At 49.8% G+C, this 24011-nt stretch carries 23 protein-coding genes and 2 pseudogenes; 14 read left to right on the top strand and 11 right to left on the bottom strand.

All coding sequences use genetic code 11. From position 1 onward, the window contains the following. Nucleotides 1-16: 16 nt before the first annotated feature. The 3 genes from SC127_RS03910 to SC127_RS03900 all read right to left on the bottom strand — a co-directional run bounded on the left by SC127_RS03910 (nt 17) and on the right by SC127_RS03900 (nt 2819). Nucleotides 17-709, bottom strand: a complete 693-nt coding sequence (locus tag SC127_RS03910; RefSeq protein ID WP_243078365.1) for a GNAT family N-acetyltransferase — start codon at nt 707-709, stop codon at nt 17-19. Nucleotides 710-850: 141 nt separating this feature from the next. Beyond that, nucleotides 851-2044 carry a zinc-dependent alcohol dehydrogenase gene (locus SC127_RS03905; protein ID WP_243078364.1) on the bottom strand — a complete coding sequence of 398 codons (1194 nt, stop codon included), beginning with the start codon at nt 2042-2044 and terminating at the stop codon, nt 851-853. A gap of 181 nt (nt 2045-2225) precedes the next feature. Then, the gene (locus SC127_RS03900) at nt 2226-2819 is read right to left on the bottom strand and encodes a hypothetical protein (RefSeq protein WP_243078363.1); all 594 of its coding nucleotides are present in this window, start codon (nt 2817-2819) and stop codon (nt 2226-2228) included. 573 nt (nt 2820-3392) lie between these two features. Between SC127_RS03900 and SC127_RS03895 the strand changes: the two genes are divergently transcribed. Beyond that, on the top strand, nt 3393-4682 hold the full coding sequence (locus SC127_RS03895) for an HAAAP family serine/threonine permease (RefSeq protein ID WP_332625459.1): 1290 nt from the start codon (nt 3393-3395) through the stop codon (nt 4680-4682). Between the two features lie 53 nt (nt 4683-4735). Here SC127_RS03895 and SC127_RS03890 read toward each other — a convergent pair whose 3' ends face one another. Beyond that, on the bottom strand, nt 4736-5254 hold the full coding sequence (locus SC127_RS03890; protein WP_332625457.1) for a DUF523 domain-containing protein: 519 nt from the start codon (nt 5252-5254) through the stop codon (nt 4736-4738). Between the two features lie 868 nt (nt 5255-6122). On the opposite strand from SC127_RS03890, the gene SC127_RS03885 reads away from it, so the two are divergent. Further along, on the top strand, nt 6123-6596 hold the full coding sequence (locus SC127_RS03885) for an RcnB family protein (RefSeq protein WP_332625314.1): 474 nt from the start codon (nt 6123-6125) through the stop codon (nt 6594-6596). A gap of 102 nt (nt 6597-6698) precedes the next feature. Further along, nucleotides 6699-7538 carry a Cof-type HAD-IIB family hydrolase gene (locus SC127_RS03880; RefSeq protein WP_332625455.1) on the top strand — a complete coding sequence of 280 codons (840 nt, stop codon included), beginning with the start codon at nt 6699-6701 and terminating at the stop codon, nt 7536-7538. A gap of 282 nt (nt 7539-7820) precedes the next feature. Here the strand turns inward: SC127_RS03880 and SC127_RS03875 are convergent. Beyond that, a pseudogene (locus SC127_RS03875) lies at nt 7821-8966 on the bottom strand (iron-containing alcohol dehydrogenase). A gap of 294 nt (nt 8967-9260) precedes the next feature. Here SC127_RS03875 and gntT point away from each other — a divergent pair. Further along, complete coding sequence (gntT, locus tag SC127_RS03870) at nt 9261-10577, top strand: gluconate transporter (RefSeq protein WP_215847377.1); 1317 nt, start codon at nt 9261-9263, stop codon at nt 10575-10577. 39 nt (nt 10578-10616) lie between these two features. Here the strand turns inward: gntT and SC127_RS03865 are convergent, their stop codons facing one another. Continuing rightward, nucleotides 10617-11699: a malate/lactate/ureidoglycolate dehydrogenase gene (locus SC127_RS03865; protein ID WP_215847376.1), complete on the bottom strand. Its 1083-nt coding sequence runs from the start codon at nt 11697-11699 to the stop codon at nt 10617-10619. A gap of 125 nt (nt 11700-11824) precedes the next feature. After that, nucleotides 11825-12070, bottom strand: a complete 246-nt coding sequence (locus SC127_RS03860) for a hypothetical protein (RefSeq protein WP_215847375.1) — start codon at nt 12068-12070, stop codon at nt 11825-11827. A gap of 259 nt (nt 12071-12329) precedes the next feature. Here SC127_RS03860 and SC127_RS22550 point away from each other — a divergent pair, with 259 nt between their 5' ends. The 4 genes and pseudogenes from SC127_RS22550 to SC127_RS03845 all read left to right on the top strand — a co-directional run bounded on the left by SC127_RS22550 (nt 12330) and on the right by SC127_RS03845 (nt 14766). After that, nucleotides 12330-12413, top strand: coding sequence for a hypothetical protein (locus SC127_RS22550; protein WP_085982494.1), 84 nt, complete (start codon nt 12330-12332; stop codon nt 12411-12413). A 661-nt stretch (nt 12414-13074) separates the two neighbouring features. Further along, nucleotides 13075-13645 (top strand): annotated as a pseudogene (gene pagP, locus SC127_RS03855) (lipid IV(A) palmitoyltransferase PagP). A gap of 151 nt (nt 13646-13796) precedes the next feature. Further along, complete coding sequence (gene cspE, locus SC127_RS03850) at nt 13797-14006, top strand: transcription antiterminator/RNA stability regulator CspE (protein WP_006118399.1); 210 nt, start codon at nt 13797-13799, stop codon at nt 14004-14006. Nucleotides 14007-14334: 328 nt separating this feature from the next. Then, nucleotides 14335-14766: a GNAT family N-acetyltransferase gene (locus tag SC127_RS03845; RefSeq protein ID WP_215847374.1), complete on the top strand. Its 432-nt coding sequence runs from the start codon at nt 14335-14337 to the stop codon at nt 14764-14766. On the opposite strand, the gene SC127_RS03840 is transcribed toward SC127_RS03845, so the two are convergent. Then, nucleotides 14744-16099, bottom strand: coding sequence for an aminotransferase-like domain-containing protein (locus SC127_RS03840; RefSeq protein WP_215847373.1), 1356 nt, complete (start codon nt 16097-16099; stop codon nt 14744-14746). The two genes, SC127_RS03845 and SC127_RS03840, sit on opposite strands and share 23 nt — an antisense overlap. Before the next feature lie 130 nt (nt 16100-16229). Between SC127_RS03840 and SC127_RS03835 the strand changes: the two genes are divergently transcribed. The 6 genes from SC127_RS03835 (at nt 16230) to tatE (ending at nt 20952) form a co-directional block, all read left to right on the top strand. Next, a complete protein-coding gene (locus SC127_RS03835) occupies nt 16230-17195 on the top strand; it encodes a nitrate ABC transporter substrate-binding protein (RefSeq protein WP_243078357.1) in 966 nt (321 codons plus the stop codon). Between the two features lie 2 nt (nt 17196-17197). Next, a complete protein-coding gene (locus SC127_RS03830; protein ID WP_215848320.1) occupies nt 17198-17992 on the top strand; it encodes a deaminated glutathione amidase in 795 nt (264 codons plus the stop codon). A gap of 17 nt (nt 17993-18009) precedes the next feature. Continuing rightward, nucleotides 18010-18897, top strand: coding sequence for an ABC transporter substrate-binding protein (locus SC127_RS03825; protein ID WP_332625310.1), 888 nt, complete (start codon nt 18010-18012; stop codon nt 18895-18897). Then, nucleotides 18894-19847, top strand: a complete 954-nt coding sequence (locus SC127_RS03820) for an amino acid ABC transporter permease (protein ID WP_243078355.1) — start codon at nt 18894-18896, stop codon at nt 19845-19847. Before SC127_RS03825 ends, SC127_RS03820 begins: the two co-directional genes overlap by 4 nt. After that, nucleotides 19844-20614, top strand: a complete 771-nt coding sequence (locus SC127_RS03815) for an amino acid ABC transporter ATP-binding protein (RefSeq protein WP_243078354.1) — start codon at nt 19844-19846, stop codon at nt 20612-20614. The genes SC127_RS03820 and SC127_RS03815 overlap by 4 nt, the downstream gene beginning before the upstream one ends. Nucleotides 20615-20748: 134 nt before the next feature. Then, complete coding sequence (gene tatE, locus SC127_RS03810; RefSeq protein ID WP_215847369.1) at nt 20749-20952, top strand: twin-arginine translocase subunit TatE; 204 nt, start codon at nt 20749-20751, stop codon at nt 20950-20952. Nucleotides 20953-21036: 84 nt separating this feature from the next. On the opposite strand, the gene SC127_RS03805 is transcribed toward tatE, so the two are convergent. The 3 genes from SC127_RS03805 to lipB form a co-directional block, all read right to left on the bottom strand. Further along, complete coding sequence (locus SC127_RS03805) at nt 21037-22041, bottom strand: hypothetical protein (protein WP_332625307.1); 1005 nt, start codon at nt 22039-22041, stop codon at nt 21037-21039. 137 nt (nt 22042-22178) lie between these two features. Continuing rightward, nucleotides 22179-23144, bottom strand: a complete 966-nt coding sequence (gene lipA, locus SC127_RS03800; protein WP_332625305.1) for a lipoyl synthase — start codon at nt 23142-23144, stop codon at nt 22179-22181. A gap of 168 nt (nt 23145-23312) precedes the next feature. Further along, nucleotides 23313-23972 carry a lipoyl(octanoyl) transferase LipB gene (gene lipB, locus SC127_RS03795; protein ID WP_332625303.1) on the bottom strand — a complete coding sequence of 220 codons (660 nt, stop codon included), beginning with the start codon at nt 23970-23972 and terminating at the stop codon, nt 23313-23315. Between the last annotated feature and the right edge of the window lie 39 nt (nt 23973-24011).

Raw genomic sequence — 24011 nt, 5'->3', positions numbered from 1 at the left:
CGGCGAGGTTAGCGTGTCAGAAAAAGGTGACTAACTTTTTCTTTTGCTGGCCTTCGCCATCAAAATTATTCTCTGCCAGCCAGCCGGATAGCGCCTGATTGATACGCGGCCATTCACTGTCAATCATTGATAACCAGTCGGTATCCCGATTGCGCTGTTTGCGCGTCATCGTCTGGCGAAAGCGTCCCTCAAAAGTAAACCCTAGCCTTTCAGCAGCACGACGCGAAGCCAGATTGGTCGAGTCACAGCGCCAGGCTACGCGGCGGTAGCCCAGAGAAAAGACCGTCTTCAGCAGCAAATACAGGGCTTCTGTCCCGATAACATTGCGCTGCATCAGGGGCGACCAGGTGACATGACCTATCTCAATCGCACCGTTATCCACCTCAATATTGGCAAAGCACACCACGCCTACTGGGCGCTGCGTTGTTTTATCTACTACCGTAAAGGGCACTAATTCCAGATTATCGACTTTATCGATTACCCAAAACCTCAACTCTTCAACGGAGTTGGGTTTGTTAGTACTCAACCAGGTCCAGTCACGATCATCTTCCGCCAACGAAAAAGCCTGATACAGCGCTTCACTGTGCTCAGGGTCAAGCGGCGCCAAAAGGCAGTAATTCCCTACAATCGCCTGACGAAGAGGTTTTGCTACGGGTTGCCAGTCAGGCAGGGCCCATCCGATTTGCTGTCCATATTGATTGATGTTCACGCTGCCTGTTCCTGCAAAGTGTTGAAGAGAATAAACATAGGTTTTTGCAGCAGCAATGTACAGGCAGGTCGAAGCGTGGGCGTGAGGCAGGTCGAGAACTAAAAGGTAGGCGGGGCGACAAAATAAGCCGCCCCTTGGGAATTACAGCGTGGCTTGCGTGGCTGCCATGCCCGGTACCAGAATCACTTTGCGGCAATCCTCTTTGCGCTTCTCAAAAATCTCATAACCGCGTGCAGCGTCCTCCAGCGGCATGTGATGGGTAACGATCTCTTCCGGGGTCAAATGCCCTTGCTCGATTAAATTCAACAGATCTGGCAGGTAAGCATGGACATGCGTCTGGCCCATTTTAAAGGTAAGCCCTTTATCGAACGCATCACCAAACAGAAAGCCGTGAATGAATCCAGCGTAGACGCCCGGTACGCTGACAATGCCACCTCGACGTACTGCGGCAATGCACTGACGCAACGCTTTGCCGCTGCTGCCTTCCAGTTTTAAATTGGTGAGTACGGTTTCAGTCAAGCTGCCTTTAGCCTCAAAGCCAACGGCATCAATAACCGCATCGACACCCCGATTGCCGGCACTGTTTTCAATGATAAAGGCGGCAGGATCGTCGTTTTTGTCGAAGTTAATCGGGATTACACCGTAACGTTCCCGCGCAAATGTCAGTCGATAATCATTATGATCGACCATAAAAATCTGCTCGGCACCTTCCAGTCGGGCGCAAGCCGCACTCAATAAGCCGACTGGGCCCGCACCAAAAATCGCTACGCTTGAGCCTTTTTTGATTTCGGCATTTTTCACGGCTTGCCAGGCAGTAGGCAGGATATCGGAAAGGAACAGCACCTTTTCATCCGATAAAGTCTCCGGCACTTTAAACGGCCCGGCGTTGGCTTTAGGGACGCGGACATATTCGGCCTGGCCTCCCGGCACGCCACCATACAGTTTGCTGTAACCAAACAGCGCAGCGGGTGGCGTAATTTTTTTACGATTGATTATCGCGCCTCTGCCGCTGTTGGTGTTTTCGCACGCAGCATATTGATGCAGATGGCAGAAAAAGCAGTCGCCACAGGCGATGACAAAAGGGATGACAACGCGATCGCCTTTAGCGACGGCCGTGACGCCGCTACCGGTTTCCACAACTTCCCCCATAAACTCATGGCCAAAAATATCGCCGTGATCGGTTCCGGGAATTTTGCCGCGGTATAGGTGCAGGTCTGAACCGCAGATTGCTGTGGCAGTCACGCGCAGAATAATGTCATCAGCGGCTTCAAGCCCTGGATCGGGCACGTTATCAACGCTGACTTTATGTGGGCCATGGTAGGTTAATGCTTTCATCTGTTCGACTCCTTTGATCAGTGAATTGCCGTCTATTCAAGAGGAACACCGTTGCGGCAATATCAGAATGACTCAGGGTGGGGAATGCAGAATACATTTCCGCCAGGTTATTCAACCTGCATTGAAGTGTAGCTAGCTCAATTTAAGTAAGCCGAGCGGCCAAATGGCATAAGCGTAGGATTTAAGCGGATTGGCTGTTTTTGTCGTCATTTACTGGCGTGATCGCCGGAATCTGAGGGTTTGCGTGTTGCCAGCCAAGCGTATCGGCAATGGCTCGTCGGTAAGGCGTATCGATTTGCGCCGGGACCTGCTCAATGTAACTTCGCGCGTGGGCGCGTTTATCGCCAGACAGCTGTTGAAGGTAGTTGAGTACCTCCTCAACGCTGGGTATGCGCCCTTCAGTAAAATCCACGCGCGCGGGCAGGCCAGTCCAGATCAAGGCTTCAATGCCCTTGCTGCGTGCCCATTTCTCTATTCCTCCCTCGGCTTTATCACCGATCAACATCATGCCTAAGCCATCCACACGGTCGTCTGGAATGCCTTCGCGCTTGCGCAGTGATTTGCAGGCTAATGCAAGTGACGATGTCGACATCCAGGCCCAGAAGACGGGAATCGGGTCGGCATTCTGGCAGATCGCAGTGGCTAATTCACCGCCATCGCCGATGCGACAAAATTCAATCTGCATCAAGGGGCCGTCTGCTTGCCAGTTTCCTGCAAGTGGCAATACGTCAGGCTTCCAAATCAGCGATCCCCAACCCAGGCAAGCAATTTTCATGTTTTAACTCCTGTTAAGCCGTTCAAAACAGTGCAAATCAATTCAACGGGACTGTTTAAAGTCTGGCAAAGATTACGTCACGACGGCAGGAAAATTTACAGGCAGTTAAACGTTCGGGGCACCTCTAACCAAGCGCGATAAGGTATGCGCCAGCAGGTCGACAATCATCGCAACAATGGGAGTGCCAGTATTTTGGCCGGTTTAAATCACAACATGAACAGTTGCCAGCCACCCGCTAAGAAAGTGCACGTCGTGCAAAATTTGCCCGTTTCTACCGCGTTTAACGCTTAAGTTGCCGCTGAACTTGATGTTAAACCGTCAAGTAGTGTAAAAAGATGCCGCGCAATCGATTACGTTTTAAAGGGTGGAGACGCGTTTTACGGGGCTTCGTCCCTGTTGACCACCTGAACGCAAAGGCAGCGGATTTTCTTGAAGTTGCGCCCGTTGTCATTGATCTCACCGGCACATCGCGCTTGTGCTCATCCTTGTGAAGCAGGGCAGAGCAGCAAGTGGACGTTAATTTTGCAGTCGCAAAACGCAGCGGCGTTGATTGCACGTTTATTGGATCACCAGATGAAAAACACGCAAACCGGCACGCTGGGTGCCCTTGAGACGTCAACGGAAAAAGGTTGGCAGAAAACCGACACCATGTGGATGTTGGGATTGTACGGCACCGCGATTGGTGCCGGCGTGTTGTTCTTGCCAATCAACGCAGGCGTTGGTGGGTTGCTTCCGTTAATCATTATGGCGATTCTCGCCTTTCCCCTGACTTTTTTTGCACACCGTGCGCTAACACGCTTTGTCCTTTCAGGCAAAAATCCTTCGGGCGACATCACTGAAGTGGTGGAAGAGCATTTCGGTACGGGCGCGGGAAATGTCATTACGCTGCTCTATTTCTTTGCAATCTATCCCATTTTATTGATGTACAGCGTGGCCATTACCAATACGGTTGAGAGCCTGATCGTTAACCAGTTGGGGTGGGTTGCACCGCCGCGTGTGCTGCTGTCGCTGGTGCTGATTATGGGCATGATGACCATTGTGCGCTTCGGTGAGCAGATGATCGTTAAGGCAATGAGCGTGTTGGTCTATCCCTTCGTGGCCGTTTTAATGTTAATGGCGTGCTATCTGATTCCTCACTGGCACGGTGCGGCGTTGCAAACGATGGAAGTGAATCAGAGCAGCGGAAACGGTTTATGGATGACGCTGTGGCTGGCAATTCCGGTGATGGTGTTTTCTTTTAATCATTCGCCCATCATCTCTTCTTTTGCCGTGGCGAAGCGTGAAGAGTATGGCGAGGAGGCGGAGAAAAAATGTTCACGCATTCTGGCGTATTCGCATCTGTTGATGGTTGTGACGGTAATGTTTTTTGTTTTCAGCTGTGTACTGAGCCTGTCGCCAGACGATTTGCATGCAGCAAAAGCGCAGAACATCACCATTCTTTCTTACCTTGCCAACCACTTCCACGTACCGGTTATTGCCTGGCTCGGCCCCATTATCGCGATAGTTGCCATTACTAAATCGTTCCTGGGGCACTATTTGGGCGCGCGTGAAGGCTTTAATGGGCTGGTGAACAAAGCGCTGCGCAGCCAGGGGAAATCGGTCGCGCCGAACACGCTGAATCGCCTGACTTCACTGTTTATGCTGCTTACCACCTGGCTGGTGGCGACACTTGATCCCAATATACTCAGCATGATTGAAACGCTTGGCGGGCCGATCATTGCGGTGATTCTGTTTCTGATGCCGATGTATGCCATCCAGAAAGTCCCGGCAATGCGCAAATACAGCGGTAAGATCAGCAATGTGTTTGTGGTACTGATTGGTCTGATCGCAATTTCAGCGATTTTCTTCTCACTGGTACGTTAAACGTTTAGCGCCGCTATGCGGCGCTTAATCCGGCGCATTTTTTTAACTTCTTTTTACTTCAATCGGATTGCAATACGCTGGTCTGCGAGTTGTTCAAGATGAGATACCAATTCACCTGCCTGATGCTCGGCAAAAACAGTAATGCCGTGCTGACGAAGAAGTGTTGCCGCCACGCCAGCGCCGGGATGCTGCTGACCGCTGAAAGATCCATCGTAAATTCTCTGGCTGCCGCAGGTTGGGCTGCCATCGCTGAGTAGGGCAAAGCGGCAACCCGCATCCTGAGCCGTTTTTAGCGCCAGCCATGCCCCAAGTAAATAGGGTTGTGTGACATCGCTGCCATCGCTTTCTACAATCATCGCCCGCCCGGCTAATACATCCTCACCTGAGCCGCCAACAATTTCAGCCGGTAAACGTGGCGTTGCTAAACCGGCTGCCAGTTCGGGGCAGTGAACGACTAAACGATTTTCTCGCTGCCAGCGATCGAGGGTATCCAGCACCAGCGCTTTATCGCTGCCGTTGTAACGCACACGGAAGCCGATCAAACAGGCGCTGATCAAAATTTTCTCTTTAATGTTTCCTGAAGTCTTAATCAAAACCGTTCTCGCTAGCGTTGATTTATCTGCTGGTTACAGCGTTCAGTTATTAGCATGTGAGTGAGGGAACGAATAATGAGTAATGCTTAACTGAGGTGCCTTAACAGCAGTACAGAACGGCTATACCGGGGAACCGGTATGTTTTATGAGATATAAGCTGTGAGACATGCGTTTTTTTATTTATTCCTGTTTTTATATTTATCAGGGCAGTCTTGATTTAATTTTTATCGCTATCTGGTCAGAGCACAGACCTATTTCTGTTGAGTTACGAAAGTAATTTTTGTCCTTATTATGGATTTTATCTTTTTTGGAAATGTTTATTTACGGCTGAGTTAATAAGTGAAAATTATTTTGTATAACATGACAATTTTTCACCCATTCGCTGTGCTGGAGATGCTATTCTTGCGCTGCGGCACTAGTGATGTGGTGTTGTGTGCTTCAGTTTTCCCTTAATAAAATGTAAGGGTTTTACCCCGTTTGGTTGGTGTGGATATTTAATCCCCGATCGTTTTCGATCGGGTTTTTATTCACCTTTACTCTCCCCGCATTATGCCGTTATTTTCATTCTTCAAAAGTTACATTTCAGGTATTGGTTTTTTTAACGCTATTTCATCAGAAAGTTCTTATTTATTCTGGGTTATTTAAATGCCTGAAAGTCTGCTTTGCTAAATAAACTTTCAGCGCCATCTGTATCAAAAGTTATGACAATCGTTAAGGAATCGATAAGGCAGCGTAATAGTGTGTAAGTTACCGATCTTTAAGACTTTTGGAGATGCTGAACACCCTCCATATGGATAATAGTCATCTCAACGGCGATACATCAGCCGTTGCCATTGGAGGTAGTACCATGAAAAAAACAACATTAACGTTTATCGCATCACTTTTAGCATGCAGCACACTGTTTTCAAGCGCGTCTTGGGCTGATGGCCCGGGCGATCATCATGGGCAACCGTGGCAGAAAAAGCAGGGCGGTGGCGACCGTCATGACGACCGCGGACGCGGTGCGGGCCATGATAATCATCACAACCAGGGCGGCCCTCGCGGCGATCATGACAATCGTGGCGGCTCTCGTGTTGACCATCATGGCGATCGCGGTAATGATCGCGATCACTTCGCCTGGAATGGCCACGACTTCCGTCGCGGTCACTCAGTGCCATACGAATATCGTGGCGACCATTATCGCGTGAATGACTGGCATGACCGCGGTTTACGTGAGCCGCCACGCGGTGAACACTGGGCCTATATTGACGGTAACTATGTGCTGATCGCTGCGGCTACTGGTGTGATTACCTCACTGATCCTGAGCAACGCGTTCCATTAATTTCCCTCACGGATGGCTACGGCCATCCGTGCTTCTTTCCGCTTCCTTCTCACCAGGCTATTCTGACACTTCATTCTGAGGTTCCCTTTTTAAGGAGTCATGATGACGATGGTTAAAATGGTTGCGGTTGATATGGACGGCACCTTTCTTGATGATAAAAAACAGTACAACTCGCCTCGCTTTCTCGCCCTTTATCACCAACTCAAAGCCCGCAACATAAAATTTGTCGTCGCCAGCGGCAATCAGTATTACCAGCTCAAATCTTTCTTTCCTGACATCGCCAGTGAAATTGCATTTGTGGCTGAAAATGGCGCATGGATCATCGATCGTGATGAGGAGCTTTTTTGCGGCGCCTTTTCTCGCAGCGACATTAACGCGGTGATCGATACGCTGCAAAACGGCCATTATCCGGGTTTGCGCTATCTGCTCTGCGGCCGCAACAGCGCTTATTATTTCGATGAAACCGATGAAAAATGGCTAGCGAAAATGCGTCATTACTGCCATCGGCTGAAAAAGATCGGCAGCCTCGATGAAGTACAAGATGACAAGCTGTTCAAATTTGCACTTAACCTCTCTGATGATTACGTCGAACCTTTGATGGCTGATATTACGCGCTTACATCAAGGCGCGGCGGCAGCGACCTCCAGCGGGCATGGCTCTGTTGATTTAATCGTTCCGGGCAACCATAAAGCGCACGGTCTCGATTTGCTGGCGAAACGCTGGGGCATTTCGCATGACGAAGTGCTGGCTTTTGGCGATGGCGGCAACGACCTGGAAATGCTTAAGCAATCTGCATTCAGTTTTGCGATGGAAAATGCGCCGCAGCGGGTGAAAGAGAGCGCACGCTACCTGGCTCCGCACAACAACGAGCAGGGCGTATTGCAGGTGATTGAGCACATGCTAGCGGGCGAGGCACCTTTTACACCTACACCTTCGCGTTGACTGGATTTATCCTTTGCTTTACCGATATTCAAAAATGACATTATCAACTTTTAAATTATCATATCGGGGTTAAACGCCGCGGTAGAAGCGATAGGCTCAAGCTGGAGGGGCGCGGCGCTTCGTTAGTGTGTGCAGTGGCGCAGCGCGATGGCGGCGAAGGAAATTAACACGCGGATTGCCGGACAATATTCAGGCGCCAGGTGATGAAGCTGGCGCAGGTGAGTTCAGTATTTAAAAGGGTGGGTTATCACTGAGCAAGATTCAAGCCTGCCCAGCTTTGCTTCAAAGCATCGGCCATGCCTGCACAATCATGGATCGCATCTCATCTTTGCTGTAATCCACCAAGGAATTTTTGCTGTTGGCGCGCGCCACAATCCACTCTACCTCCTGATGCGTTAGTGCAGGGCCATCTTGCCAAAATGGTGTGATCGCCTGCTGCTGCAGCCAGTTTTTCAAGTAACGAGCCGGAGAGTCCGTGGTTTCACTAAACAGCTGAGCATGAAGCGCTGTCATTAACTGTTGTTGCTCAATGTGGTGGCTTTCTGCCAAAACCTCAAGAAACGGAAACAGCAGCCGCCCACAAACTTCGCCATGATGAAAAGGCTTGAGTGCACCTAGCTCTCAGGCGATACCGTGAATCACACCTAAACCAGCGCTGCTCAAGCTAACACCGCCTAACCATGAAGACATCATCATCGCTTCACGCGCTTTATCACCTTCTGCATCGTCACGATTTAATTGGGGCCACGCCTGAACAAACTGCTTTAAGCCCGTTAACGCCAGCTGGCGGGTAAACAGATTCCCTTTATTTGATAAATACGCTTCAAACAGATGGGTAAAGGCGTCAATGCCGCAAGTTGCCAGGACTTTATCGGGAGCATTTTTTAACAGATCGGGATCGAGAATCGCAACCTGAGGCACAAAGACCGGATGGCGCAGTGAGGCTTTCACCTGAATATCGTGTTGATCGGTCACGACCGCATTCTGCGTCACTTCGCTGCCGGTTCCGGCTGTAGTCGGCACCGCAATCATCGGCAAGGTAACTGGCTGAACGGCGCTGTCGCCGACTTTCTCTAAATAACGCGCCGTCGGCAGCGGATGCTGCATCATCGCACTAAATGCCTTAGCGGCATCAAGCACGCTGCCGCCCCCGATGGCTACAACGCGATCGACATGGCCACGCCAACGTGTGACCCAGGCATCAATATCAGCGGGCGACGCTTCATTTCGCACAATTTCATAGCCGATGATGTGATCGTTCAACGTTGACTTTAGCCGGGCATAAGCTGGGCTTTGCAGAAATGATTGACCACAAAACAGCAGGGTCGGCTGCTGCTGTAGCGCTAACAGCGGCACCAGTTTATCAATGCTTCCACGGCCAAACAGAGTTCGTTGATTGCTATACAGCTCACTCAAATTCTCACTCACCTGCGCATCCTTTTAAGTTTTCGCTAAGATTTGAGTGTAACTAAAAGCGCGCCGCTGGCCTCTGCAAACTTTCTGATAACGCGTTGGCAAAAAGTTGATCACCTTCGCAAAACAGAAATTCACTATCGAGAGGGTGATGCTTTCATCGCGATGTTACCCTTAACATGTTATCGGTAACAGCGTTTGTCGAGGTGTTAAAACATCTTACAGACGTTAAGTTCTGTCACCCTTTGGGGACCACGATAACAAACCAGCACTGAGCCAGCTCGTCAGTGCGCATGGTGGAGAAAAATTATGCCATTACTTTACGTGGCGATCGGCGTTGCGTTACTGCTACTGCTTATGATCCGCTTCAAACTCAATGGTTTCATCGCGCTGATTCTGGTAGCGCTGGCGGTCGGTGTGATGCAGGGCATGCCGGTCAATAAAGTTATTACTTCAATTAAAACCGGTGTGGGCGGAACACTGGGCAGTTTGGCGCTGATCATGGGTTTTGGTGCCATGCTCGGTAAACTGTTGGCCGATTGTGGTGGCGCCCAGCGCATTGCGACGACGTTGATTAAGAAGTTTGGCGTCAAGTATATTCAATGGGCGCTGGTGCTGACCGGTTTCACTGTGGGTTTTGCGCTGTTTTACGAAGTTGGTTTCGTCCTGATGTTGCCGTTGGTGTTCAGTGTTGCCGCATCGGCGCGTGTGCCGCTGCTGTACGTCGGTGTGCCAATGGCTGCTGCACTTTCTGTTACGCACGGCTTTTTGCCTCCACACCCTGGCCCAACCGCTATCGCGACCCTGTTTGACGCTGATATGGGTAAAACGCTGCTGTTCGGCACCTTGTTGGGGATCCCAACCGTTATTCTGGCGGGGCCGGTGTATGCGCGCTTCCTGAAGAAAATTGATAAACCCATCCCAGAAAGCTTTTACAACCCTAAAACCTTTACTGAAGCGGAGATGCCAAGTTTTGGCGTGAGCGTTTGGACTGCGCTGATTCCAGTGGTGTTGATGGCTTTGCGTGCGGTGGCGGAAATGCTACTGCCAAAAGGGCATGTACTGCTGCCTTACGCCGAATTCTTCGGCGATCCGGTCATGGCAACGCTGATCGCGGTATTGATCGCTATCTTCACCTTCGGCCTGAACCGCGGTCGTAGCATGGAAGAGGTGATGGATACGCTGACAGATTCGATCAAAATCATCGCAATGATGCTGTTGATCATCGGCGGCGGCGGGGCATTCAAGCAGGTATTGGTTGACAGCGGCGTAGATAAATATATCGCCAACATGATGAACCAAACCAACCTGTCACCTATTTTCATGGCCTGGTCGATTGCTGCGGTGTTACGTATTGCGTTGGGTTCTGCCACCGTGGCGGCAATTACTGCTGGCGGGATTGTGGCACCCTTGATTGTTAGCAGTGGCGCCAGCCCGGAGCTTATGGTGATTGCCGTCGGTTCCGGTAGCGTGATCTTCTCGCACGTAAACGACCCAGGATTCTGGCTGTTTAAAGAGTATTTTAACCTGACGATTGGCGAAACGATTCGTTCATGGTCAGCGCTGGAAACCATTATCTCCGTATGTGGTTTGATCGGCTGCTTACTGCTCTCTTACGCCCTATAAGCAAACACCGCCGTGACAACGTGTCGCGGCGGTTTTACCTTATACCGCCAACAAACGGAACGCGTTTAGCTCTTCATCTGGCATGCCAGCCTGTGCCGCTGCCTGACAAATCTGCTGCCAGCTGGTGGCATCTAACGGAATGCCTAAACGATCGCGCGCTTCGCGATTCGCTTCTTCCCATTCACCTGGCACCTGAATATCCTCATCACCACTTTTCGGTGAGCGTTTTACCCATTCGATAAAAGCTTCGGCTTCTTCTTGCATCGCTGGCGCGTCAAAAGCAGCAGGATCAAGGATAATGGTGGTCATGCAGTTAAAGATGGCGTCACTGTTGCTCTGCACTGTGGCATCGTGAGTGGTGCGCCCACCCGATAACGCGCCACCGAGAATCTCGCACATTGCCGCTAATGCATAACCCTTATGCAGGCCAAAAGGCAGTAAAGAGCCAAACGGCTGTTGATGCATTACGCCTGGTTGCGTGGTGGCATGGCCTTGGTGATCAATCAGATAACCTGGCGCGACCTCAATGCCTTTATTCCAGGCAACCCGCGTTTTGCCATAAGCAATACCGCTGGTAGCGAAATCAAGCAGCAGCGGTTTAGCATTTTGTCTTGGAAAAATGGCGCAAAATGGGTTAGTACCAAAACGGCGATCGCTGCCACCAAAGGGTGCCACCATGGGATCGCCCATAACGTTAACGAAGTGGAACGAGACCAAACCCGCTGCTGCACACTGTTCTGCCCAGTGACCAATACGACCAATATGATGTGAATGATGTAAACCGACCGCGGCAATCCCTAATTTCTGAGCACGTTCAATGCCCAATTTCATTGCTTCCCAAGCGGCAACCTGACCAAAGCCCTGATTGGCATGCAGCGTCAACACCGCACCAGCGTCTTTGGTCAGCGTTGGGCGCTGATTAAGCTGCAAATGACCTTGTGCCAACGACGCCATGTAGCTGGGGATCATACCTACGCCGTGGGAGTCGTGTCCTGCCAGGTTCGCAGCAACTAAATGATCGGCAACCAAGCCAGCTTCTTCTGTTGTGCTGCCGGCATAAAGCCAAATCGCCTGAACAAACTGATGTAATCGACTGGCATTAATACGATGCAATTGACTCACGCTAATCTCCTTTTTATGAAGGGTTTTCATCCTGCAGTGAAAGGTAGGCCAGCGGCAAGTGTTGGTTAGATATCAAGGGGCTTTTTAAGAGCAGGGCCGCAAAATGCGGCCCAAAGTTTTGAGGATTAATGGGGTTGTTCGAAACCGGCTTTCACCATCTGTTCGCGCAGTGCACGCGCTATTTCGCGGTTACCACCCGTGACAGGATAAATCACGTTATTTACCACATCGTCTAAATAGGGTTCATCAAACTCTTGCAAGGTAAGTTGAGTACCGCCTTCATCATTGATAGCGAAAGAACCCTTGATGTGATCGCCGCTATTTTTAGCCTTAAGACTATAGCGACCCATGCTGGTATTAATCGTGCTCATAAGATCTCCTTGTTACTGATTTCAAATTCATCACAATTCTGGCCTGCCTTTGCCGCTTAAATTTTAGCTGGCCCTGCTTCGCTAAACGAAGCGGTGTCCCAGAAATAATGATTATCTTGCGACCTGTCTCGCAGAAAAAAAATGGACACTAAGCGGCTTAACGGGGCAGAGTTGGTCTTTGAGAGCGAAGCAGCAAAGGTAAAATTTTCACCTATACTGTTTACAGGAAAGGCTTTTTTATTAGGTAAGGGAGAGGGAAATGAAAATAATTTTGTGGGTCATCGCCATCATTTTTATCGTTGGGCTGTTAACGCTGACAGGGGTGTTCAAACTCATTTTCTAATAAAGCGGGCACCTTACCGGGTGCCCGAACTTCCTCTCAATTGCCTGAATCTCTGTTTTGACATACGGGTGAACAGGGCGAGAGGGGGCTGTTACGCGTTACAGGTAACAAATCTTTTACCGCAAGATGTTTCTTACAGTATGCACAGCAGGCGCCGTGGAAAGGTTTCAAACTTGCTTTGCAATCAATAAAGGTAAACTTTGCGCTGCCACATGCAGTGCAGCGAATTTTCATCACCATGGCATCTTCGCCTCCTTCCTGGAATTGAATAAGACCAATCTTATCAAAAACACATCAAAAATAGTTAAGATTTTCTAATTTATAACACGTTGCGATCATTTCTTTTAGCGCATTGAATCTAAGAATATTTTCCTGTTTCGTAGCTGTATTTTGAGCGATTCAAGCTCCGCAAAAATCCTTTTCATTGATAAGGATCATGTTTTTTAGCTGTTTGCGGATAATCTCGCCATCAATGGCCTGTTTTCGCATTTAATGTGACCAGATGCGAAAGTTCCTGGCGGTGTCTCACCTCTTTCTGCGGCACAATTTCTTAAAATCGACTTCATGTTTATCTCCAGTTTGGAGCGCCTCATTAAGATGCCCGCTTGGCTTCAACACTGGGTTTAGAACTCGCCATTTAAAAAATCGGCAGGAAAAAGCAGTGAACAGGTATTGTCTTCTCGTGATCTGGCCTCTTGTTCCAGCACTCATGCTCTCATTCTCACTTCAGGCCGCAACGTTGCTTCAGGGAGTGCAGTCAGGTTGGGAAACCTTATCATAATGTGCAACAGACCTGGCAGCAGCCAGACAGCGTGGATGTCTATGTGCCAGCGATAACCTGGCATAACCGCTGGACCTACGATGAGGAACATATTGATCGCTATAACGAACATCCATGGGGCGCGGGTGGCGGCGTTTCTCGTTATGACGAAAAGGGGAACTGGCATGGCCTGTATCTCATGGCCTTTAAGGATTCTTTCAATAAATGGGAGCCGATCGGTGGATACGGTTGGGAAGCGACCTGGCGACCGTTAGAAAATCAGTCATTCCACTGGGGCGTAGGTTTTACTGTGGGAGCCACAGCGCGAGATAACTGGAATTACTTCCCCGTTCCTGGGCTATTACCCTTGGGTTCAATAGGTTATGGCGCATTGAGTTTTCAAATGACTTACATTCCGGGCACTTATAACAATGGAAATGTCTATTTTGCCTGGCTACGTTGGGCATTTTAGGCAAGCGAAAGAAACATAAAGTGTGACGCATCTAAAGAATGTCGATATTTATCACTTTTCCATCAATTCAAGCTGGACAAATCTCTCTGCAATTGCTGTACTAGACGCCGACACAGTTTAGTGTCCATTTTTCATGTAAAGGTAATATTAGATGTCTAAGATCAAAGGTAACGTTAAGTGGTTTAATGAATCTAAAGGATTCGGTTTCATTACTCCTGAAGATGGCAGCAAAGATGTATTCGTACACTTCTCTGCAATCCAGAGCAACGGCTTCAAAACTCTGGCTGAAGGTCAGCGCGTTGAGTTTGAAATCACCGACGGCGCGAAAGGCCCATCTGCTGCTAACGTTATCAGTCTGTAAGTTAACAGTCAGAATTCTAAAAACCCGCCAATTGGCGGGTTTTTTTATGCCTGTTATTCCTCAATTGCCATGCATTGATATTCCTCTAGCCCTCCTGCCCACCACCGTAGCAATGCCCGATCTTGGTGACTGAATCACTCTTTTTCCACGAACCGGCATCAGGTGCGTTGAAGATGCAAATTTAATGGCTTACGGATGACGGCGCACATTCTGCGGTGTCAGTCACAAATAGTTCTCGTAACATAATCATAACAAGCGTTACTTGCAGATTTTTCATTCTCAACGCTATATAACAGAACGACAGGAATTACCCCATTCAGGAGAGAGAATGAATATACGTCAGGCACAGGCAAAGGACAGTTTCGCATTGAGCGCGTTGTTAGCGGAGCTAGGCTACGGCGGAACGGAGAGTTTTATCGACCAGCGCCTTGCTCAGCTCATCACGCATCCGAATGAAATGCTTTTAGTTGCAGAGCATGGCACGCAGGTGCTGGGCTTTTTGTCGATGCATTTTATTCCACAGCTGGCGTTGGCCGGTGATTTTGCGCGTATCAGTTATTTCTGCATTGCTGAAGGTGAGCGCAGTAAAGGTGTCGGTCAGCAGCTTATTCAGCACGCTGAAGCCATGGCGTCACAACGCGGTTGTGACCGCATGGAAGTGCATTGTCACGTATCACGATTAAAAGCTAATCAGTTTTATGCGCGAGAAGGCTACGAAGAATCGCCGAGTTATCATGTCAAAGGTTTACGCCCAAACTGATTTCATGTCCGGCAGCAATCACCAGCGCATTGGCGATCATTTCCAACTGTTGCTCGTTCATACAGGCAATACTGACGCGAATAAACTGCGTGTTGCCCAAGCGGCAGCGTTCGCCTGGCAGCACAGCGATACCGCGTGCCGCCAAGGTGATCATCGCAAATTGTTCTGAGAGTACGGGAATATAAATACTCAATCCATCCCGCGCTTCAAGTACTAATCCACGATTCGCTAAAGCCAGCAAGAGTTTCTCCCGCCGTTGGCGGTAAGTTTCCCGGGCGACGTTAATGTGCTGTTGAGTCGCCGCGTCCTCCAGCATCCACGCAACGGCATCCTGCAAAATACGGCTGGTCCAGCTAACGCCAAAATTACGCCAGGCCTGAATGCGTTTGACCATATTTGATGTAGCAGAAAGCACCGCCAACCTTAAATCTGGCCCATACGCTTTGGAGAATGAGCGTACGTGTATCGTGCGGTCGGGAAAAACTTCCCCCAGGCTCCAGGCAGATTCCACGGAAAGATCGCCAATGCCGTCATCTTCGATAATCAGCGTCGAGCTGGTTGCTAATACATCTGCCAACGCCTGACGACGCCCGCGGCTGATATTGTGCCCTGTCGCTGAATGCGTGCGCGGTTGATAAATCACCATCACCGGCGACTTCTCTAGCAATGTTGTTAGCACCTCTGGCAACGGGCCTTCGCTGTCACAAGCAAGAGGCAGGATTTCAGCGCCAACGTTGTCGAGCATATCCAGCAAGCGTGTCGCTGTCGGATCCTCAATGATGACCCGATCGCCAGGCGAAACCAGCGTTTGCACCACTAAATTCATCGCATCAAAACCACCATCGGTCGCTAAATAAGCTTCTGCCGGATAAGGCCAGCGAGGTTGAATCGCGCTGAGCAACTGCGGCGAAATGGCTTCACGATAGTAGCTGTTGAGCTGTGGAGAGTTAAGTGCCGCCTGTAAAGCGGACGATAAATCAGGCAGCAAAGCGGTATCAGGCGATGCCATTGCCAGGTCAGCTTGAATGTTATCGCCATAGTTACCAATTTTCTCAAAGCGAATAGGGCGAGGCGTTACGTTATTTCCACTCACCCAAACGCCACTTCGGCCTTTACCTGCCAGCACTTTCTGCTTCTTTAACTGCGCCCAGGCAGCTGAAACGGTTGCTGGGCTTACGCCTAACACTTCCGCTAAGTCGCGTACCGACGGCATCTGCATGCCAATCGCAATTTGGCCGTCACGTATTAGCGTGGAGGCAGCCAGCGCAATGCCTTTTACGGAAGCATCATTAATTTGGCTACTTAGCCAGTGAAGATCTACGGTTTGCGTCATAAGAAAATAATTTGTTCAGTAACAAAGAAAAGATTGTTCAGGATAGTGTTCCAGATCTAGTATCAAATTCAAGCACTATTTGGTGATTAAATCATCGCAGCTCAACTGCATTGGCAGAGACGGGGAAAAAATGGAAAGGCTTACCATCAGACTAGCGGTACGTGACTGGGACTATTTTACGCCGCTGGCACTTGGCGACATCAAGCCGGAAGGCTTTGATTTAAAAATTGACCGCGTCGGGACGCTAGTGAATGACATTGCAACCAGCCCTGATTACGACGCAGGCGAAGTCTCCTTTAGCCGTTACGCGCAAGGCCGGGCGAAAGGTGATCACTCGCTGCTTGGCCTGCCGCACTTTTTGATGCGTGGCTTTCGCCAGCGCTGCATTATCACCACCACCGCAAGTCCGCTCACTTCGCCAGCACAGCTAAAAGGAAAGAGAATTGGTGTTACGGGTTGGCAAGATTCAGGTAACACCTGGACGCGCACAGTGCTGCGTGAAGCGGGAGTGGAAATTGATGATGCTTATTGGTTTGCCGGTCGATTAACTGCCGACCATCCGATTGTTGACCGTTTGGCAGGATTTGGCCGCCCGGGCCGTATCGAACCTGCGCCAGAAGAGCGCCCACTGATTGAGTTGCTGAAAGCGGGTGAGCTGGATGCTGTGTTTACCCCCTTCATGCCAGAAGGTTTTTTCCTGGCGGAATCGGGTTTACGTCAACTGCAAACCGATTTTTATCAGGCCGAGCTTGATTACTTTAATCGTGTTGGATATGTGCCAGGCATCCATATTTTGGCAATGAAACCCGCGCTGGCGGAGCAGCATCCTTGGCTGCCTCAGGCGTTGAGTGACCTCATTACCCGTTCCTATCACGTCTGGATGCAAAAGCGCGAAAAGTATGCCGACACCACGCCGTGGTTACTGGACGATTTGCGACGTACCGCGCAGGAATTGCCAGCCAACTGGAATGAAAACGGTTTTACCGTTAACAAGAAGATGATCACGGACTTTGCCAATGAGCTGTATCAACAAGGTCTGACCAAAACATTGCTGACGCCGGAGCTTCTATTCCCGGTGGCAGGTAAGGGGGAATGATGATGAAAGTCGCGATGGGGCAATTTGCCGTTAGCCGTGAATGGCAGGATAACGCGGATATTTGCCTTGATTTAATGAGCCGGTCCTTAGCGGGTGGCGCGCATCTACTGGTACTGCCTGAAGGCGTATTGGCGCGTGATATCGCCGATCCCGATTTAGTTCTGAAAGCTGCGCAGCCGCTGGATGGCCCATTTTTAACCCAACTCTTGGCAGCCAGTAAAGGTAACGACCTCACCACGATGATGAGTGTCCATGTGCCAACGCAAGAGCAAAAGGCGCTCAACGTCCTGATCGCCATTCGCAATGGTGAAATCATTGCTGCTTACGAAAAGCTGCATCTTTATGACGCCTTTGCCATGCAAGAATCACAGCGCGTTAATCCCGGCCATGTCATTCCACCCTTAGTCGAGGTGGCGGGTATGAAGGTGGGATTAATGACCTGTTATGACGTGCGTTTCCCGGAGCTGGCGCGCCGTCTGGTGCTGGATGGTGCCGATGTGCTGGTACTGCCTGCCGCCTGGGTCAAAGGGCCGCTGAAAGAGATGCACTGGGAATTACTCACTACCGCGCGGGCACTGGAAAACACCTGCTACATGGTCGCGGTGGGAGAATGTGGACCACGCAATATTGGCAATAGCCTGGTGATTGATCCGCTCGGCGTCGCGATTGCAAAAGCGCCGGAATCCACCGCGTTGGTGTTTGCCGATCTCGATCCGCAGCGGATCGCGTACGCTCGCAGCGTTTTACCGGTCCTTGAAAATCGTCGTTTTGCACGACCAGAACTAAAAACACACTGACAGCATTGGGGAAAATAATGAAAAAGATAGCGACCGCACTCACGCTGGCTTTAGGTATGACTGCATCTTTAGCCCATGCTGCTGATGCCATTGCGGTTCAAAAAGTGGATCAGGCACTGCACGATCGTCTGCCAGAAGAGATCAAAACAGCCGGGAAAATGATTTCAGTTAACAACGGCTCCTTTCCTCCGTATGAAATCGTCAATGGCCCACACTCAATGGATGGCGCATCCGCTGACTTAACCACAGCGCTCAGCCAGCTGCTGGGCGTTAAAATTGAACATGCAACGGTCAGTGGTTTATCAGGCGTATTGGCTGGGATTAATTCGGGACGCTATCAGTTAGCAATCGGTCCGGTAGGCGATTATCCAGACCGCCAGCAAAAAGTCGACTTTATCGATTACGTGCAAGAGTTTGTGGTTTTTGGCGTTCAAAAAGGCAATCCGTCAAAAATTAATAGTCTGGACGACACCTGCGGCAAGCGGATTGCGGTTATGGCTGCCGGCTCTGCCGAACAAGTTATTCGTAAGCAATCTGCCGCTTGTACCGCTGCCGGTAAACCGGCGGTCACTGTGCAATCCTTTACCGACCAACCCTCCTCTATTTTGGCGGTACGTTCTAAGCGCTCTGATGCCTTTTTCTCTTCACAAGCGCCGCTGACTTATTTTGTTGAACAGGCGAATGGTCAGCTTGAACTCGCAGGCACAGGTCAGAAAAATGGTTTTGGCGATATCTTCCAGGGCACCGTTGTGCCGAAAAACTCTCAACTGGGTAAAGTTGTACTGGATGGTTACAAAGCGCTGTATCAAAACGGTACTTATGCAGCAATCATGAAAAAGTGGAAGTTGGACGGCAACATGATTACTGAACCGGGCGTTAATCTGGCGAAAGGGGCGGCTAAATGAGTTTACACACCAACGATTCACGAGCCATGGACAAGGCCAACGTGCAACAGCGCGACGTGGCTTTTGCCCACAGTGCGCCCTCATATGGACGCTGGGTCTCCTGGATTGTGGTGCTGGTTATTGGCTCGAACCTGATGTGGCTGGTAGCGACCAATCCCAATTTCGAATGGAAAGTGGTGCTGCAATGGTTCACGGAAGGCACAGTCTTGAAAGGGTTGCAGGTCACGCTCGGACTCACGGTGGTGTCGATGATTCTCGGCACCCTGTTGGGTTTAATTCTGGCGGTCTGGCGTTTGTCAGAGAATAAATTACTGAGCGGTCTTTCCGGTCTCTATATCTGGTTCTTCCGGGGTACGCCGCTGTTGGTGCAACTCATTTTTTGGTACAACCTGTCGACGCTGTTCCCGACCTTATCGATTACTGTGCCCTGGACCGACATCACTTTTGCCAGCTGGAATACCAATGATCTCATCACACCGCTGACGGCAGCAATTGCGGGACTGGCGTTGAATGAAGCGGCTTATATGGCGGAAGTGATTCGTGCTGGCCTGCTCTCGGTCGACAACGGTCAGGTAGAAACCACTCAGGCCTTTGGGATGAGTCGAGCGCGTGCACTGCGCCGCATTATTATTCCACAGGCGATGCGTTCCATCATTCCACCTACTGGCAACCAGCTCATCAGTATGATCAAAGCCACTTCGTTGGTGAGCGTTATCGCGATGGGCGATCTGCTTTATTCCGTGCAGGCCGTCTACAACCGCACCTTCGAAATTATTCCAATGCTGATGGTGGCGGTAATTTGGTATCTGCTCATCACCTCAATTCTCAATGTGGGACAGTCCGCTATTGAACGCTACTACGCGCGTGGTACGAAACGCGTGGCGGTTACGGCCAAACGTGCCGCTACGCCATTTGCCAATACGTCGTTGGTGCGTAAGGAGGACGTATGAAAACAGCTGAACCTTTAGTCAGCGCGCGAAACGTGCAGAAAAGTTATGGCGACAATGAAGTGCTCAAAGGCATCGACCTTGATGTCTATCCCGGTGAAGTGGTGGTTATTCTTGGCCCATCAGGGTCGGGGAAATCTACTTTTTTACGCTGCATTAATCATCTGGAAGATATGAACGGCGGCTCGATTATGGTCGGCGATCAGCAGATTGGTTATGAGCTAAAACGCAGCGTGTTACATCGTTTGTCACCGCGAAAAATTGCCCAGCAACGGCAGAAAATTGGCATGGTGTTTCAGCAGTTCAATCTCTACCCCCATATGACAGTGCTGCAAAACATCATTGAAGCGCCGATTGGTGTGCATAAATTTCCCCGTCAGGCAGCGTTAGCGCATGCTAAAGAGCTGCTGGCAACGGTGGGGTTGAGCGACAAAGCGGATGCCTGGCCGCGACACCTTTCTGGTGGACAGCAACAGCGTGTCGCCATTGCTCGCGCATTAGCGATTAAGCCGACCTTAATGCTATTTGATGAACCGACTTCGGCGCTGGATCCTGAATTAGTGGGTGAAGTGCTGGCCACAATGCGCACGCTGGCCGATCAAGGCTTAACCATGATTGTGGTCACGCACGAAATTGGTTTTGCACGCGAAGCAGCCGATCGTGTGGTGTTCATGGATGGTGGGGTGGTGGTAGAGCAAGGAACACCGGATGAGGTCATTGCGAATCCGCAGCATCCACGAACGCAGGCTTTTTTAAGTCGTTTTATTTAAGCGTTTATGATTAGGGTAGATTCAATCGATTTCGCGCAAAGCGATCTTACTCTGTTACAGATTGCAGTTGAGGTGATTGAGAAACTGCGCCTAAATAAGATTCACCGTTTTTCGCTAAGGTTTAAAAGTTAATTATGGAAGGTATCAGTATTGCCAAACTGCTGATCATCGGTGCGCTTATCGTACTGCTCTTTGGCACCAATAAGTTACGTTCACTGGGTGGCGATCTGGGATCCGCAATCAAAGGCTTCAAAAAAGCCATGAAAGATGATGACTCCAGCGCAACTAAGAACACAGCTGAAGAAATTCCAGCAGAACGCGTATCACATAAAGAGTAAATCAACGTCAGTTGACAATAAATGTTACTTTTTATTTCTGATGGAAGAGAGAAAACCAGACTTAATCAGTCTGGTTTTTGTTTTTTAATGCAGGCTGACCACTGAGTTGAGTTCGAGATCAACGTCAACCGGCCTAACCCGATCCCAGGCAAAACCGGTCTCACTTAGCGTTAGCGGTAGCGTGTCGACAATCTCCGAAAGATCAATTTCCAAATCCTCAACGGGTAATGTAAAGCCCTGCTCGATCTCAGATTGCAGTAAAATAAATTCATCTTCTGGAATTAATAAATCTTCAGAAAACAGGGCGGTTACCGCTTCAAACATGTATTGACCGCTCACCGGCGCAAGCGTTGATGTTGAGCTCTGCAGTGCGTTTAGTTGATATAATCCTTCTCCCCAATTTTCAGGTTGCTCGGAAATCCAGTGAACTTGTGCATCTGTTACGGTACTTCCCTCCAATATGCTGTTGAGAAAGATGTCCATTAATGCATCAGCTTCTGAACTGCCATCAAACGTCAGGTTTGGCTGTGTTATCTCATCATCAGATTGATCCTTCGCATTATCCTTAACTGTTTGCTGATAACGTTCTGTGTTTTGTATCGGATGACTGTAGACATCGCTTAGCGGTGTGGGGACTTCCAGCAAACTGGACCCGATGAGGTTAAGCATTTCAGGCTCAAAAGCGGCAAGCGACGAATGAGGCTCAATTTCAGCAGCAGAGCAACTCTTCCATTCTGACTGTGAAACTGATGCTGAATTTGATAAGGCATGGGCGTTGACGAATTCAGCGGTAGGATAAAGTGATAAAGGGAGTGTCGTCGCGGCAGGCGCTAATGGAGAAGTCTGCGTCTTGAGGCTTAGCTCAACAGCATAGCGCTGTTCAATATGAAGCGCAGTAGCCAGCGCTGCCATGCCGCAACTCGCGTGAGCTGTAAGGTTAGGGTTAGTTGTATTAACAGGCGCAGTTCGAATTTTTATGGCATCAAGATTTTCGTCTGAACCGCCAGACAACATATCGCTAGCCAGGTGATCAGTATCGTCCGGTATGAACCAATCTGGAAACGCTGAAGGGGTGGAATGAGGTTCCATAATCTGACCTATAAAAGCAGCTGAGGATTAAAATGACAAAATGGCTTATAGCCTCAGCGGATAAAGCGACAGATTAGTTGAAGAGATTAAGGGCAGGGGATAATCAGGCCGTACCAGGTGGCACGACCTGTATAGCGTTACTTAACTTCCAGGCCTTTAGCCTGCATATCGGCATGATAAGAAGAACGAACAAAAGGACCACAGGCGGCATGCGTAAAGCCCATCGCCATCGCTTCTTCTTTCATCTCATCAAATTCTGCCGGGCTGACATAACGTTGAACCGGCAAATGATGGCGACTAGGCTGCAAATATTGACCCAGCGTAAGCATAGTCACGCCATGGCGACGCAAATCGCGCATCACTTCCACAATTTCAGCGTTGGTCTCGCCTAACCCGACCATCAATCCTGATTTGGTCGGAACAGTTGGATGCGCTTCTTTAAAACGCTCCAGCAGTTTGAGCGACCAGTCGTAGTTAGCACCCGGACGCACCTGACGGTAAACGCGCGGTACGTTTTCCAGATTGTGGTTAAAAACATCTGGCGGCGTTGCAGTCAGAATTTCCAGCGCACGATCCATACGGCCACGGAAGTCAGGCACCAGAGTTTCGATTTTGATGGTAGGACTTTTTTCACGAATAGCGCTGATGCAATCGGCAAAATGTTGAGCGCCACCATCACGCAAATCGTCGCGGTCAACGGAAGTGATCACCACATAACGCAGCGCCATGTCAGCAATGGTTTGTGCCAGCTTACCGGGTTCGTTAGCATCAGGCGCGTTAGGGCGGCCATGAGCAACATCGCAGAATGGGCAGCGACGGGTACAGATGGCACCAAGGATCATAAAGGTTGCCGTACCGTGGTTAAAACATTCGGCGAGGTTAGGGCATGACGCCTCTTCGCAGACCGAGTGTAAACCGTTTTTACGCATTGCCGCTTTAATGCCCTGGATACGACTGGAATCCGCAGGCAACTTGATTTTCATCCATTCCGGCTTACGCAACATCTCTTGCCGTTCGGTGGTCACAGTCTTAACTGGGATCAACGCCATTTTATCTGCGTCACGATATTTGACGCCGCGTTCCATCTGAATTGGTTTACTCATAAAATCTGCAGGTTCCGGTCGGATTGCGATTTGAAAGCTTTCTCACACATCGAGAAGGGTGCTTTCAACTTTATTTGAAAAAAGTGCAAAAATTATATCATCTGATTGGCCGGGAAGCAGCCATCCTGAGCGTTGAAACGTTACATATTTGTAAATACGCATTCACAGTTAACGCATTACTGGGTTTGGCTCAGTCTGCCACTCAACGTTTTCATAATTCAACAGGCGGGCAAATGCCGCTACTAGCAAAGGTTGAACCTCGATAACGCTTACGTCACGATTAAAATGTTGCAGTTGCGTCATGCTCATTCCTGCATAACCGCAAGGATTGATACGCAAAAAAGGCGATAAATCCATGGCGACATTAAGCGCCAGACCATGGAATGAGCAGCCTTTGCGAATGCGTAAACCCAGCGAGCAGATTTTTTCATCACCAACATAGACGCCAGGTGCATCGGCGCGCGCGCGCGCTTCAACGCCAAAGTGCATGAGTGTTGCAATCACTGTTTCTTCCAGGGCCGTAACCAGTTGGCGGACGCCAATTTTACGTCGCTTGATGTCAATCAGCACATACATCACCTGTTGGCCGGGACCGTGATAGGTGACCTGACCGCCGCGATCGCTTTGTACTACAGGAATATCGCCTGGCATTAAAACATGTTCCGCTTTGCCTGCCTGACCTTGCGTGAAAACCGGATCATGCTCCACCAGCCAAATCTCGTCGCGGCTGCTGCCGTCACGTTGATCGGTATAGTGATGCATAGCTTCAGAAGTGGATTGCCAGTTGCAAAGACCTAACTGGCGAACAAGAAGAGTTTCGACTGACAAAACGCGGGTCCGCTAAAGGGGGAAAGGCTGAGTATAACG

It is taken from the genome of Pantoea sp. T14, assembly GCF_036663535.1.
Lineage (GTDB): Bacteria > Pseudomonadota > Gammaproteobacteria > Enterobacterales > Enterobacteriaceae > Pantoea > Pantoea phytostimulans.
Note: the sequence above shows the minus strand (reverse complement) of the source record. Positions and strands in the feature narration are given on the sequence as shown.